Below are 14314 nucleotides of genomic sequence, written 5' to 3'. Positions count from 1 at the left end.
CATGCATGGGCGCGCCGTCCACTTCGACCAATATCAACATCCAGCCAAACGTCAGCGCGCCCATCGAACGTGACAGGCATTCAGCCTTACGGAATACCTGCGCGGCGGCGAAAACTCGGCCGGCCTGGTGGGCTCCGTGCGGGTTCGCCGCCATCCCCACCGCCGCGCTTGATCCGGCCCACTGTCCGGCGTCTCCTGCGGTCCCCGCGCTTATCGGGTCCGGGTCCCCTTCGGTTGTCGCTATCCGGTCAGGCTGCCTCGGGCGGCAGCGTTGATGTCATCTCTGCGATTGCCTGGAACTCTGTCAGGAATTCGGGGCGATGTTGCATAAGGTAGCGAACCACCCGAGCGTTCCCGAGCAATTTCGCCATATAGCCCTTGACGACGGTTAGATGGAGGTGGTCCTGACCGTAGGTCTCCTGAATGGATGTGATCGACTCCTGAAGGCGTCCCAGCTCGCTCTCCATCCGAGCCATCGCTTCCGGCGTAATGCCCGTGATACGCTTGGGCTTCACACCGTCCATAAGCTGCGTCTGCGGCGTACCGACCAAGATCGCCGACGCATACGCGACCGAGTAATTGTTGGCGTTGACCAGCAGTTCGGCAGCCTCGATCTGGCGCAGCGGCTTCATTTTCCGCAGGATTTCGAACACGGCCATCGGACAGGGTTTGTCCTTGAGGATGGCGACCGCCTCGTCGCAGATCCCGTTCAGCATGCGGACCTTGCGGCGGACGCTCTGGGTGTTGATGTCCAGCGCCTTGGCGATCTTTTCTTCCGGAACGCCGCGCTCAATCGCACGGCGGATCATCTTGTGCTCCTGAACCGGCGACAACCTGCTGATCCGCTTATTGTAGGTGAAGGCTTCATCGTCGGTGGAGACCAGGCACTCGACCTGTTCGATACCGAGGTCTTTCAGCACCTCGATACGAACATGACCATCCAGCAGCAAGAAGGTGCCCGGATTCGCGAGATCGCGGGCGACTACCGGTGGTTCGACGAGACCAACCTCGCGAACCGAGGCAGCGATCTGTTGGTATTTTTTGCTGGATTTCGTGGCCGTCCGGAGGACCCGCACCGGGAGAAGGGCGTCCACGTGGAGGGTTATGCAGTCGTCTTCAAAACCATGAGCGACGACGCCGGTGCGACGGTTATCTTTCCGCGTCATGGATCTGCCCTCGCGTGTTTCTCCAGATACGTGGGCATTACCTCGAGGCTTTCGGCACGCAACAGCGTCAAGAAATTCTCGTCGCTCCGGAGCGCACGGAATGCCTCTGTGACGAACAGTAGCCGACCTTGCGCCAGTTCTGCCTTCTTGATCATCATCTTCTGGCGATCGGCCTCGTGCTGATAGGCTCGTACGAGTGCGTCGCTGGTAAGGGGGCGTCTTGTGCGGTTTACCTTCCGGCCGAAGGGTGTTTCATCGACGCGACGCCCTTGGCGCTGGCGTCGATCGAGCAGACGCCGCACGGCCGCGAACTTTTTCCCGCGCAGCTTCTTCTCAGTATACGCCTCCATGAGTGCGCGCTGAGCACCTTGATCGTCGGTCCGGGAAATCTCGATAGCGAGGTTCAAAGGCATGATGCCAGTCTCGACCGCAGATACGAGACGCTGCTCACCGCGTTCGAGCAGTCCGGCGATCATGTTGACGTATTCGGGTGTGACCCCGATCTTGCCGGCAATCTCGCGGTCTTTGTACCCGCGCTTCCGGAGAGTGCCAATCTCCTGCATCAGGTCAATCGCGCGGTGCTGGCGCCTTGCGCAGTTCTCGACAAGGCTCATGACCAGACAATCACTCTCATCGGCATCAATTATGATTGCTGGGATTGATCCCTGCTTCAGTTCGATGAAGGCCTCAAGCCTGCCCTGGCCGCAAACCAGATCGTATTCCGCAGGCTCCGCGCCCGCGCGCCGTGTTACGGTAATCGGGCGCTTCAGGCCGATCCGCGCAATGCTCTCGACCATTTCCTCGAAGGTTCGTCGGTTTCGCACACGCGGATTGAGGATCCGGATCCTGTCGGTCGGGATGAGGGTTACATGCTTGTGGGCATCGGTCGGGATATCGTCGGGCATCAGGCCACCTCCGAGAATCTGGCCCTGCCGGCCATCGAGAAGAAGAAATCGAGCGTGTCGAAGCGATAGCCATCGAGAGACAGGCCATTCTGCTCGGCGAGCCGAAGCCGATCTGCCGCCATGTCGATGCTCGGAAGGACGTAGTAATCGCGTGGCACCGCGTTCAGCTCGTCCATGCGTATCGCGATGGTGATATCTGGCACGAGCCCCGTATCGAGGCGGATGCGCCAGCGCAGCGAGCCTGCTGCGGTCTCGAAGCATCGCGATAGCACGACCGATACCGTGAATTCGCCGTTGACGGTCAGCAATTCGGTCCGGGGATCCTGGATGGCGCTGCCACCGGCGTTTTCGATCCCGGCGATGACACCCGCGACGATCTGCGGATGGGCCTCGCGCAGCTTGCGGTTGATCTCGATGTATCGGTAATCCCGGTCAGGCTGATATCCGACCATCTCATAGGCGCGCAGAAGGCTGCCGAACCGGGACCGGAATGCACTCGATGACGGCGTGTCCTCGTGCTCATCGATGACCAGCCCGGAAAGGAATCCCTCCTTGGCGAGCAGGGCTCGCAGTGCGTCCAGCAGGTCCCGGTCGGAAAGATGGCGGCTGCGTGCATCGACGATTTCCCGGGCGCGCAGGAAAAGCGCTTCATCGACAATGGCTGGATAGGCGCCCTCAGCGCGGATCCACATCTCGCGGGGGTTTGCCACCCGGCGCTGCTTCAGCTTAAACGAGACCTTATTGAAGACGTTGTTGCCAATGTATTTTTCGTTGGTCAGAACCTGATGGATCGTCGCCCGCGTCCATGGCCGTCCGAGATCGGTACGGTGACCTTCGGCGTTAAGGGTTTCGGCAATCTCCCGTTCGGGCCGGCCCTCTTCGACGAACATGCGGTACATTCGCCTGACAACCTGTTGTTCCTCTTCCGGGCCAGGAACCAGGATAACCCTGTCTGTTTGCAGGCTTTTCTGCTCTCCGCGTGACAACGCTCCCTTCGTATTTCCGTGCTCGTCGATGAGTACGCGGCGCAGTCCGTATCCTGCAGGACCACCCTGGCGGAAACCCAGCTCCACGAGACGGCACTGGCCGGCGAAAACCTTGACCGAGAGTTCGCGGCTATATTCGCCGGCCATCACCCGCTTGACGGTTTTCAGAAGGTTTGAGCCGATGCTGCCGTCGTTTTCAAACTGCTCGCCGCAATAGTGGACAGGTATCCCAGCGCGAGAGCAGACGTGCTCATGATAGGCGCCCTCATCGGCATCTTGGAACCGACCCCAGCGGCTAACGTCGTAGACGAGGATAGCCTTGAAGTCGGCCTGGCCGGTCGCAACTTCTGCCATCAGGCTCTGCAGTGCCTCACGGCCATCGAGGCGTAGCCCGCTCCGACCGGAATCCTCGAACACGCGAAGGATTTTCAGACCACGAGCCGTGGCATAGTCGCGGATGACGTCAAGCTGGTTTTCGGTCGAATATTTCTGGTGATCCGTCGACATCCGGACATAGGCAACGGCCGGAATCTCTTCGTCGGCATCACCATCACCTCCAGATTTGTTCTTCTCGTAACGCCCACTCAACAAATCATCCTCACGCTACTCCGGGCGTAACTCGTCGTTCCTGCAACGCCTCCGGTTCAACACTCCTCGCCGTTGTAAATCCAAGGAGTGTGGAATGTCGTTTCCAAAAAAGGGCAAGTTCTTTCCAGGGCGTAACGGGTATGATGATGGTGGCGGAGGTCATGATGCCCTCTGCTTCACGGCTGAGATTGCTTCTGCGCTCCGCCGCTCACTGGGAACCACTGGTTCTGGCGTGAAAACGGTGGCAAGCTGGACCGGTGCCAATGAGAAGACCGTGAAGAACTGGTTTTCGGGACGCTACGGCCCCAGCGGTGAGCATCTCGCGGCGCTCGTTCGACACTCCGACGAAGTGCTCAACGCATTTTTGGTGATGGCCGGGCGGCAGGATCTGATGGTGGCGATGAAGCTCGCCGCAGCCGAGCAGGCGATCATCGAATTGCTGATGGCTGTGCAGAGCTTGTCGGACGATGCCGAAGATACGTAAGGTGGTTGATTCACGTCCAGGGCCTGCTTCACGAGCGAACGGTAAATCGGCTGCAGGTGCGTGGGGGCTTCTGCGGCGATCTCCTCGCGAAGTCCGATGAGAAGGTCCAGGCGCTGGAGATGGTCTGGCCCTTCGCAGTGGCCGAGTGGCAGACCATGAACGACCTTGAACCATGGCGTTGATAGCGCGGCGTAGTGGCCATTCAACAATCCGTTCATTGCCAGCGCCAGCGCCGCCTTGTCCTGCGCGAAAGCGTGGGCATTGCCTCGCCAGACCGATCGCGAGAACTGATCGAGCACGATGATGAGCGCGAGCCTGCCTTCGGGATCGGAGGCCCAGTGGTCAAGATTTCCCGCGGCTCCTTCAACTGTGAGTTCCGCGAAGCGGGCCGTGATTTCGTCGTCCGCGCCGCCCCGCATCCGCCAAGACCAATGGCTGCGATGGACGTCCGCATCTATGTCGAGCGAGTTCCCCTCAGGGAACCAGAATTCGAGTACGACCTGCCATTCATTGCGTTTGTTCGTGTTCTTCATCGCAAAATGTGTGCGCCGAGGGACTGAACATCGAGACTAACGCCCATCCATGTCAACAGGTCCAAAACGAAACACTCCATTTGGCCAACAGGTTTATACGAGGCCAATGTGGAGGCAAATTCAGGCCAGCTGGTGTCGCAGCAGCACGCGGACTGGTCATCCACACGTGATGGACCTATGGTTAAAGAGGCCTGCCAAAATACAAGGAGCACACCATGCGCGGATTTGTCGATGACATCGAAAAGTTGACCGAGGAGAACGCCGACTATCGGCGGGTCCTCTATACGGCGAGGAACATGCAGTTGGTCCTGATGGCGCTACAGCCCGGCGAAGAGATTGGCGAAGAGGTGCATGACGGTGGCGACCAGTTCTTCCGTGTCGAGAAGGGGCAAGGCGAGATCCTGATCGATGGCGCCGCACACAAGATAAAGTCGGACATGGCGATGATCGTACCGGCGGGCGCGCGACACAATGTCAGGAATACGGGCGACGAGCCCCTCAGGCTTTACACGATCTACAGTCCTCCCGAACATGTCGATGGCGTCGTCCATTCGACCAAAGGCGAAGCCGACGCTGCCCACGAGCACTTCGACGGAAAGACGACCGAAGAATAGCTCGGCTTTGCCGACTCTGTCGGAAACCGGCACCAGTCTCACTGACAGGAGCCAGCGGCGACCATCGTCGAACGTTCATGATCTCGTCGCTACGGCGGGCGGCGCGCGTTGTTGCGCCCGGAAGCATAGTTTCGGCATGAGAGCCTGCGCCGCGATTAGGAGATGAAGTGGGAAAAGCATTCGAGATCGATCGTTCGTTCGTTTTGACGGTCCTGACCGTCGCTGGGATGCTTCTGGCCATACTCGCTCTTTGGCCGCTGCAGGGTGCCGCCGCCGCGTACTTTTCCCTCGCAGGTCTGTTGCTCGTTTATCTAGCGGGCGGACTGCCAGCCGCTTGGCGGGCGGCCGCCACCTTGTGGGAGGAGCGGATCCTCGACATCGACCTCTTGATGGTCGTTGCAGCGGTCGCGGCTGCGGCCGTCGGGGCGCCTTTCGAGGGCGCCGTCCTGCTGACGCTCTTCAGCATCTCCACGACGCTGGAGGAACGGGCGCTCGGCCGCGCGCGCCGGGCCATCGAGGCGTTGATGGAGCTTCGGCCGGAGACGGCACTTCGCAAGGCGCCGGACGAGTCAGTCTCGGAAGTCCCTGCTGCCGATCTTCAGGTGGATGACGTCGTGGTGCTGCGGCCTGGCGCGCGGGTTCCGGCGGACGGGGTGATCGTCAGCGGCCGGGGCTCTCTCGATGAAGCCCATATCACCGGCGAGTCCATGCCCGTCGCCAAACAACCCGGCGCCCCGGTCTTCGAGGCGACGGTCAACCTCGACGGCGTGCTCGAGATGGCCGTAACGAAGACGATCGAGGAAAGCACCGTCGCCCGCATGATCGCACTCGTGACCGAGGCGCAGGCGGCCAAGGCTCCGTCGGAGCGCTTCAGTGCCTGGTTCGGGCAACGCTACACGGTCGCGGTCATGGTCGGAGCCGTCCTGGCCTTCGCCGCGTTCTACTGGCTGGGGCGCGACTGGGAGGAGGCGCTCTACCGATCAGCGACCCTGCTGGTAGCGGCGAGCCCCTGTGCAATCGTGATCTCCGTCCCTGCCGCGATCCTCTCCGCCCTGTCGGCTGCCGCACGCGGAGGTGTATTGTTCAAGGGCGGCGCCGCGCTCGAGACGCTGGCGGCGGTCGACACCTTCGCCTTCGACAAGACGGGAACGCTGACGACCGGCAGGGCCTCGATCACGAAGGTGGTGGCGCTCGACGGCAATGAGCGACGCTTCCTCTCGCTGCTGGCTGGACTTGAGGCCCACTCGGAACATCACAGCGCGGCAGCCATCCGGCAGGAAGCCGTCAGCCGCGGTGTTGAACCGGCCAAGGTACTTAACGTGATCACCCGGCCGAGTGCCGGCATCGTCGGCGACGACGGCGGGAGGCAGGTATGGGCAGGCAATCCGCGCCTCGCCAGGCAAATGGACGCTTCCATCGATCACCCGATGCTGAAGGCGTTGGCTGCGGACACCGAGACGGTCATCTATTTCGGGCGGGATCAGCAGGTGATGGGAGCTGTTACCATCGCGGATCAGGCCCGCCCGACCTCTGCGGCGGCGCTTGCCGCATTGCGGGAAGGTGGGGTCACCGCAATCATCATGATGACCGGCGATCGCCGTCCGGTTGCGTTGCGGATTGGCGAAGAGCTCGGATTGAAGCCCGAGGAAATCCATGCCGACATGCTGCCGGAGGACAAAGTCAGGATGGCGGGGGAGTTGGCTGCAAGAGGCAAGGTCGCCTTCGTCGGCGACGGGGTAAATGACGCCGCCGCGCTGGCCCGCGCCGATGTCGGGATCGCCATGGGTGCTGCGGGCTCCGACGTCGCGCTCCAGGCAGCCGATGTGGCGCTTCTGTCGGAAGACATGGGACGGCTCGCGGAGGCGCATCGACTGGCGCGGCGCACGGCGCGGATCATTCGGCAGAACCTCGCCTTCGCCATGGGTGCCATGGTCATTCTGGTGACGGGCGCGCTGTTCTTCGAGCTGCCTCTGCCGCTCGCAGTGATCGGTCACGAGGGCGGAACGGTTCTGGTGGTGCTCAACGGGCTGCGTCTGCTGCGGGACCCCATCCGCCGCAACGAAAACAAGTCAGCGTCACCAGATCAGGTGGTGACGGTCGACAGCATCAGCGCCCCCGTCCAACGTCATGCCTATCGCAGAAAAATCCCGCGGCGCGCGGGTTGAAGACAACGACTTCAACTCGTTTCCGGCCCAGAGAAGGTTGGACGTCAGGCCCATCCCCTCCGCCATTTTCAGTGAACCAATCCTTTTCCCCGGCGCTTCGTTTCAGTATGCATGCTCTTTCCGTCGGAACCGAAACTGCATGAGGCAGATGGTTTTTGGCGGATTGCTCCTCGCTTTTAGTCGGTTATTCTGCAGCCATGAAAAAAGCTGGCGTCATCCCTATTTCAATCCGGGCATTTGCTTTCGCGCTGCTTGCGGCTGTCCCCTTGGCAGCTCAGGAGACGTCGCCGCCTTCGGAGGCACCTCCCGTTATGGTGCAGCAGGATTGGAATCGGGCAGTTAGCGCGCGGTTGCAGAGAGTTGGGGCGGAAGTGGTGGCGAGCGGCAGCGAGAGTGGTATTTCGGGGCAATTCACGGCAAAGGTCGGGTTTTCAGTAGCCGCGGATGGAGCGATCACGGATGTAAAGATTGCCGGATCGTCGGGAAATGCGGCCGTGGACCAGCTTGCTGTCCAGATTCCGACACTGGCCTCGCCGATGCCTCCGTTCACGCCTGATATGACACCTGACGCGAAGGCCGTGGTTGCACCTCTGCAGCTGAATTTCGAAGCACCGCAAACTGGAGACACCACCCAACCGTGATGTCATTCAGGAGGTTGCCGGAAAACATGGCTGCCTCGCGGTGATTGTGAACGGAGAGAAACGAATGAAATTCAGATCAGCGCTTGCTGTTGGACTGATCGCTGCCGGCACTCTATCTCAGCCAGCTCAGGCCGCATTGTCGGGCTACTGGGAAAGCTCCAAGGTTCTGCATGCTATTCTGGGCCGCAACGAAGTAGCCGACGCGCTCAGGCAGCAGCCCGTCTCTTCCATCGAAACCACCAGATCCGGCTATCGGCTGAAAAGCAGGGATTGCACCGTGGACGTGACGGTCGAGCGGCAAAACACCCGCCGCCCCGGGCCCGGCAACATGAAAATCATGGTTGGCAACGGCCGCTGCCGCTAAAGTGTATTGCGATCCATAAGATTCGCGCCTTACGCTTCAGGTTGCGATTTTTACGCATGTCGTTGTTGTGAAACCGGCTCTCACGTTCGGGCGACATGATCCGGCATTGCCGGTTTATTTGCCGGATGGGCTGCGTACATCACAGCCGGTCGCCGTTTTGAACATCAGCATGATCAGATCCTCAACCGGCAAGGCATCTGCGGCCGTTGCCTGAACGATGGAACCTGACCACAATGCATGCAGCGCAATCGAAAGCTGAAGCGGCGGGATGAGAGATCGCAGCTGGTAATGCTCGATCACTTTGGCGATCACCTGCGCGAACTCCCGGTGATAAGCCGCTTTCACGCGCTCGAAATGGGCCGCAAAGATAGGATCGCGCAACGCATGAATCTGAAGTTCGATAGCCAGCAATGAGAGCACCGGGCGGTGTGCAAGTTCTGCAAGACGTGTTGCAATGCCCCGCAGGCTCTCCTCAAGAGAACGGTCACTCGCCTGATCGACCGCACCATCGAGAACGGTGGCGATCTCGCTCATATATCGCTCCATAAGGACGAGCAGAAGCTCGTCCTTGGAAGCAAAGTTGGAATAGAAGGCGCCCTGCGAAAAACCGGCCCTTTCGCACACGCCTCTTATGGAAGCCGCCGCCACACCACTTTCTGCGATGATGTGGAAAGCAGCCTCCAGCAGACGGGCACGGGTATCCTGCTGCATCTCGCGACGCGTTCGACGTTTGTGCCATGCCTGCATCGTCATAGGTAGGTCCGTTCTTCTCAATCCTTGCGGCGCAAGCCTTCCCGCAGATTCGCATACCAGTCTGCTGCGGCTTTCAGCGACTGGCTGCCCTTTCCAAGCAGAGCCGCCAGTTCGTCCTCGAACCGTTCCTTCAACGTCGTTTCCTGCTCCCTGATGGGTGGCAGGACATGCGCGAAATAGGTTTTGTCGAGAATGCGATGCAAGAGCCGCTCGCCGGGGAAAGGTTCGCCATTGCTCAGCGCTCGGGCCGCTTTCAGCAATGTACGGATATCATATTGCGTGGGGCTGATGTCGGGAACCTGCTTGTTGAGGCCGAGCAATGTATAAACCGCGACGCGCGCCGTGCGCACGGAGCTTTCCATCGTAAACACCACGTCGTTGCGGGTTTCCACGAACTGGCCGATCAGCGCCAGATTGGTACAGCCTGCCGGCACGACTTCGGGACGGTCGCCCGCAGCACGTGGCATGAACTGAGCAGTGATGTAGGGCATCAGTGCCGTGCGAACCATCGTGTTGGCGACCACGTCATCCAGCTGATCGACGATGCCAAGATGGTAGCAGAGCTCGGCCAGAATCTCACGCCCGGTGCATTCCGGCATGGTCTTCTTCACATAGTTGCCCTGCTTGTCCATCAGCAGCGCATAGACCCACAGCACAAGCACATCCTTCGGCTGATCGGGGAAATGCGGCTGACGGTTGGCGGTGAAGCTCAGCACCCAGTTTGAATCGGTGAAGGTGATGACGCCCCCGGTAACGGTGCGGCCCGAATATGGATCGTTGACGGACAGCTCCTTCAGCTTCTCAACCAGCGCGGATGACCTGCAGGTGAGCGTCGCCGACTCCCAGATCGACCGGTCGATATCGCCATAAAACTTCTCAGGCTTGCCGAAGACGGGCGACTTCTTCGCCAGATTGCGCCACAGTGTCCAGTCGCTGTCCTCGCCGGGTTCGGTGCGGCCGCGTTCAAGCACGGGAACCGTGTCGAGGTCGCCATAGGCCGTGCCTTCCGTCATGGTGCCGGTCAGCGCAAAGACCAGATCCTGAGGCCCCACCTTGATTGTGGTTTCCTTGCCGGACACCTTGCAGCGAATGGCAGTGACGGTGCGCTTTCCGTCTTTCTCCTCCATGTCGAGATCATGGACGCGGGTGTCGAATTTCACCTTAACGCCCTTGTCGCGCAGCATTTTGATCAGAGGACGCACGAAGCTGTCGAACTGGTTGTATTTCGGGAAGACCAGCGCCGACATGTCGTTGAGGCCGTCGAGCGCATCGAGGAAGCGGTGCATATAGAGCTTCATCTCAAGCAGGCTGTGCCAGTTCTCGAAGGCGAACATGGAACGCCAGAAGAACCAGAAATTGCTCTCAAGAAAGCCCGCGCTGAAATAATCCTCAATGGTGAGGTCGTCGAGATCTTCCTTGCGCTTCATCAGCAGGCGCGTCAGTTCCCATTGCTGGGAGCGGGTCAGGCCGAGCGTTGAAAAGTCGCGGATCTGGCCCTGCTTGTGCATCAGCCGGGCTTTTGAATAATTGGGATCGTTGTCGTTCACCAAACGGTATTCGTCGAGCACGCTGTAGCCTTCGGGCAGCTCCAGCGCCGGCACGTCCTGAAATACGTCCCAGAAATTATCGTAGTTCCAGTTCATCTCGCGGCCGCCACGCACGATGTATCCATCCTGCGCATTGCCGGCGCCGTCGAGCGAGCCGCCCTCGATATCGAGGCTTTCAATGATGGTGATGTTCTTTGCCGGCATGCGTCCGTCGCGGATCAGGTAGAACGCCGCCGTAAGCCCGGCAATGCCGCTGCCGATGATATAGGCCTTGCGCTTCTCCACCCCTTCGACCGGCATGGGACGGTTGCGCATATAGGCGCCGACCATATCCGGCGGCGGAACGGTGTTGTCGGGCGAATTGTGCCAGTAGGCCGCTCCCGCATCCGGCTGCTTTTCCAGTTGAACGGTTTTCTTGTCGGTGAAGGGAACGTCGCTCATCGCAAATCCTTTCGTGCCGGAACGGCATCAGCCTGTTGAACACATCCGGAAAGCTAGGGCTTCAATTTAAAATGTCAACTGATATTTGAATATCAAATGAAATTCAGAATGAAGGGTTCTTCAATCAGGCCCTACAGAGAGCTCCCTGCACAGTCCTCCGACCGCGCCGAAAAGGGTGAATGCGCGCGTGCCATGCGAAACAGGGCCCGACGGAGAAGATGATGGTGTCAACTTTGTCAGCGCTGGTTGAAACTGGCCAACTCTTCGCAAACAGGAAGCAGGGCCAGCATCTTCACCTTCATGAAAGCTGCAGGAAACGCAAAGGAGGCAGCGCCGGAAACGCTGCCTTCCTCACCCGCCACCCTCATTTTCAGGCTTCACCAGGGAGGTGATACCATCTCGCCACCGGCAAGCTTGCAGACCGCCGCCGATCCCGCTCAGATCGCCAGATATTCGTTGCGCAGTTCCTCGCTTTCAAGCAGGTCCTTTGCAGCACCGGCAAAGACAAGCTCGCCGGTATCGAGGATGACAGCACGGTCGGCGAGCCGGAGTGCCGCCACCGCATTCTGCTCGACGATGATCGTGGTGATGCCGCGCTCCTTGATGCCGTGGACGATCGTCTCGATCTCCCTGACGATGACCGGCGCCAGCCCTTCATAAGGCTCGTCGAGAAGCAGGAGCTTTACCTCCCGCGCCAGCGCGCGAGCCACGGCCAGCATCTGCTGCTCGCCGCCGGACATGGTCACGGCTTCCTGTTTGCGGCGTTCCGCCAGCCTGGGGAAATGCTCGTAGAGCTCGTCGATCGACATGCCATGACCGGGCGCGACCTGTGCGAGGATCAGGTTTTCCTCCACCGTCATGCCGGGAATGATGCGCCTGTCTTCCGGAACGAGCTGGATCCCGGCGCGCGACGCCTGCCACGACTTCATCGTATGAAGCGGCTTTCCCTCCAGCCAGATTTCGCCTGAACGCAGCTCGGGGTCGTCCATTCGGGCGATGGTGCGCAGCGTCGAGGTCTTGCCGGCCCCGTTGCGCCCCAGAAGGGCAAGGATCTCGCCCTTCTTCACGTCGAGCGTCACCCCCTGCACGATATAGCTTTCGCCGTAGTAGGCATGGACATCGCGCACCGCGAAGAAGGCCTGCGACGGATCGGCCTCGGTCGCGGCCGAAATTGCTTCCCGTTTCATTGTCGCGACGCTCATTCCACGCTCCCGCCGAGATAGGCTTCCTGCACACGCGGGTCTTCCTTGATTTCCTGCGGAAGTCCCGAGGCGATGATGCGGCCCTGCGCCAGAACCGAGATCCGGTCGGCCAGCGAAAAGACCACATGCATGTCGTGTTCGATGATGACCTTGGTCATGCCGCCCAGCTTGATCTTGCGCAGAAGATCGATGGTACTGTTGGTGTCGTGGCGGCTCATGCCGGCCGTCGGCTCGTCCAGCAACAGCAGGCGCGGCCTCTGGATCAGGCACATGGCCAGCTCCAGCCGCCGCTTGTCGCCGCGCGAGAGAGAGCCGGCGTGGTCCCCGCGCCGGCCGTGCAGGCCGATATCGTTGAGCATGTCTTCCGCTTCTTCACGAATTTCCGTCTCGGAATCGACGCTGCGGAACATGTTGATGCGAAAGGCACCATCGCGCCGTGCAAATGCAGGCGCCATGACATTTTGCAGGACAGGCAGATCGGGAAATATCTCCGGCGTCTGGAACACCCGTGAAATGCCAAGCTGGTTGATCTCGTAAGGCGCTTTGCCGGTCAGCACCGTGCCGTCGAAAATCACCGCTCCGCTGCTCGGCGGTATGCGGCCGATGATAACGTTGAGAAGCGTCGATTTGCCGGCCCCGTTGGGGCCGATGATGGCGTGGGTCTTGCCTTCCTCGATCTGCAGATCGATGTCGGACAGGGCGCGCAGTCCGCCGAAATTCTTGTGAACGTCGGCTGCGTGCAGAATGATGTTGGGCGGTGTGTCGCTCATGGTCTTTCCCCTATTCCGCCGGCTGGACCGAGGTGGCGCCATCCGGAACCGCCTTTCGTCGCTTCAGGCGCGCCATCAGCCGCTGGAAACCTTCAACCAGACCACCCGGCAGGAACACCACGATCAGCACGAACATCAGGCCGAGCGTGAGGTGCCATCCCTCACCCACGAATTTGGACAGCACCGTCACTACGAAGCTCTGAACCCCATCCGGCAGGAAAGAGAAAAAGTTGTTGAGCATGTTGGTGTTGATGGCCGAGAAGATGTTCTCGAAATATTTGATCAGCCAGGCGCCGATCACCGGGCCGAATAGGGTTCCGACGCCGCCGAGAATGGTCATCAGAACCACGTTGCCGGACTCCGTCCACTTCATGCGCTCAGCACCCGCAAGCGGATCGGTGATGGACAGAAGACCACCAGCCAGACCAGCGAACATGCCAGAGATGACGAAGGCCGCCAGCATGTAGGGCTTGGTGTTGAAGCCGGTATAGTTCATGCGCGTCTGGTTGGACTTGATGCCGCGCAGCGCCATGCCGAAGGGCGAAGCAAAAATCTTCTGCGACACGAAGAAGGCAATGATCAGGACCACCGCGCAAAGATAGAAGCCCGTGTAGCCGGTGACCGAGTTGCCAAAAAGGGTCGGCTGCGGCAGGCCGGCCACGTTCGCCTGCGCCCCCAGCATGGCGTCCAGATAGCGCGGATCGTCACGCGCCAGCAAAAGCCCGGTTTCACCATTGGTGATGGGCGTCAGCACCGAATAGGCAAGGCTGTAGCACATCTGGGCGAAGGCCAGCGTCAGGATCGAAAAGTAGATGCCGGTGCGGCGCAGGCTGAAATAGCCGATCACCAGCGCGAACACCCCCGTGGTGATGATCGCGAAGATCATGGCCGGTACGATGTCCATAGTCAGCAGCTTGAACGACCACACGGTTGTGTAGGAGCCGACACCGATGAAGGCCGCATGTCCAAAGGACAGATAGCCGGTGAGGCCGAACAGAATGTTGAAGCCGATGGCGAAGATCGCGTAGATCGCGAACTTCTGCATGAGGCCGGGATAGGCAGCGCCCAGCGGCGACAGCCAGATCGGCATGGTCAGCACCACGGCAGAGAATACCACGAGTGCGACGAGGTCCTTGCGAGAAAGCGAGAACATGG

13 protein-coding genes are annotated in these 14314 nt (G+C 60.2%); 4 read left to right on the top strand and 9 right to left on the bottom strand.

All coding sequences use genetic code 11. The features are described from left to right. Positions 1–248 precede the first annotated feature (248 nt). From MIC97_RS01355 to MIC97_RS01340, 4 genes are all read right to left on the bottom strand, one after another. The gene (locus tag MIC97_RS01355) at positions 249–1166 is read right to left on the bottom strand and encodes a plasmid partitioning protein RepB C-terminal domain-containing protein (RefSeq protein WP_239798554.1); all 918 of its coding nucleotides are present in this window, start codon (positions 1164–1166) and stop codon (positions 249–251) included. Further along, on the bottom strand, positions 1163–2071 hold the full coding sequence (locus tag MIC97_RS01350) for a plasmid partitioning protein RepB C-terminal domain-containing protein (protein ID WP_239798553.1): 909 nt from the start codon (positions 2069–2071) through the stop codon (positions 1163–1165). The genes MIC97_RS01355 and MIC97_RS01350 overlap by 4 nt, the downstream gene beginning before the upstream one ends. Further along, the gene (locus MIC97_RS01345; RefSeq protein WP_275592308.1) at positions 2071–3645 is read right to left on the bottom strand and encodes a recombinase family protein; all 1575 of its coding nucleotides are present in this window, start codon (positions 3643–3645) and stop codon (positions 2071–2073) included. The genes MIC97_RS01350 and MIC97_RS01345 overlap by 1 nt, the downstream gene beginning before the upstream one ends. Before the next feature lie 297 nt (positions 3646–3942). After that, positions 3943–4662 (bottom strand): DUF924 family protein, encoded by a 720-nt coding sequence (locus MIC97_RS01340; RefSeq protein ID WP_239798552.1) that lies wholly within the window; start codon positions 4660–4662, stop codon positions 3943–3945. Positions 4663–4877: 215 nt separating this feature from the next. On the opposite strand from MIC97_RS01340, the gene MIC97_RS01335 reads away from it, so the two are divergent. The 4 genes from MIC97_RS01335 (at position 4878) to MIC97_RS01320 (ending at position 8446) form a co-directional block, all read left to right on the top strand. After that, on the top strand, positions 4878–5276 hold the full coding sequence (locus MIC97_RS01335; protein WP_035029077.1) for a cupin domain-containing protein: 399 nt from the start codon (positions 4878–4880) through the stop codon (positions 5274–5276). 227 nt (positions 5277–5503) lie between these two features. Further along, the gene (locus MIC97_RS01330) at positions 5504–7441 is read left to right on the top strand and encodes a cation-translocating P-type ATPase (RefSeq protein WP_121987350.1); all 1938 of its coding nucleotides are present in this window, start codon (positions 5504–5506) and stop codon (positions 7439–7441) included. A 197-nt stretch (positions 7442–7638) separates the two neighbouring features. Next, the gene (locus MIC97_RS01325; RefSeq protein WP_239798551.1) at positions 7639–8082 is read left to right on the top strand and encodes a TonB family protein; all 444 of its coding nucleotides are present in this window, start codon (positions 7639–7641) and stop codon (positions 8080–8082) included. A gap of 64 nt (positions 8083–8146) precedes the next feature. After that, positions 8147–8446 (top strand): hypothetical protein, encoded by a 300-nt coding sequence (locus MIC97_RS01320; RefSeq protein ID WP_239798550.1) that lies wholly within the window; start codon positions 8147–8149, stop codon positions 8444–8446. Between the two features lie 114 nt (positions 8447–8560). On the opposite strand, the gene MIC97_RS01315 is transcribed toward MIC97_RS01320, so the two are convergent. From MIC97_RS01315 to MIC97_RS01295, 5 genes are all read right to left on the bottom strand, one after another. After that, complete coding sequence (locus MIC97_RS01315; RefSeq protein ID WP_239798549.1) at positions 8561–9199, bottom strand: TetR/AcrR family transcriptional regulator; 639 nt, start codon at positions 9197–9199, stop codon at positions 8561–8563. Between the two features lie 17 nt (positions 9200–9216). After that, complete coding sequence (locus MIC97_RS01310; protein ID WP_239798548.1) at positions 9217–11187, bottom strand: oleate hydratase; 1971 nt, start codon at positions 11185–11187, stop codon at positions 9217–9219. Between the two features lie 437 nt (positions 11188–11624). Beyond that, positions 11625–12374: an ABC transporter ATP-binding protein gene (locus MIC97_RS01305; RefSeq protein ID WP_210307330.1), complete on the bottom strand. Its 750-nt coding sequence runs from the start codon at positions 12372–12374 to the stop codon at positions 11625–11627. Positions 12375–12385: 11 nt separating this feature from the next. After that, on the bottom strand, positions 12386–13159 hold the full coding sequence (locus tag MIC97_RS01300; RefSeq protein ID WP_183829383.1) for an ABC transporter ATP-binding protein: 774 nt from the start codon (positions 13157–13159) through the stop codon (positions 12386–12388). Between the two features lie 10 nt (positions 13160–13169). Continuing rightward, positions 13170–14312, bottom strand: coding sequence for a branched-chain amino acid ABC transporter permease (locus MIC97_RS01295; protein ID WP_239798547.1), 1143 nt, complete (start codon positions 14310–14312; stop codon positions 13170–13172). Positions 14313–14314 lie beyond the last annotated feature (2 nt).

The sequence above is a fragment of the Aquamicrobium sp. NLF2-7 genome, from assembly GCF_022359935.1.
In the GTDB taxonomy this organism is placed as follows: domain Bacteria; phylum Pseudomonadota; class Alphaproteobacteria; order Rhizobiales; family Rhizobiaceae; genus Mesorhizobium; species Mesorhizobium lusatiense.
The sequence above is the reverse complement of the archived record's forward strand: the minus strand, read 5'-3'. Positions and strand labels throughout refer to the sequence as shown.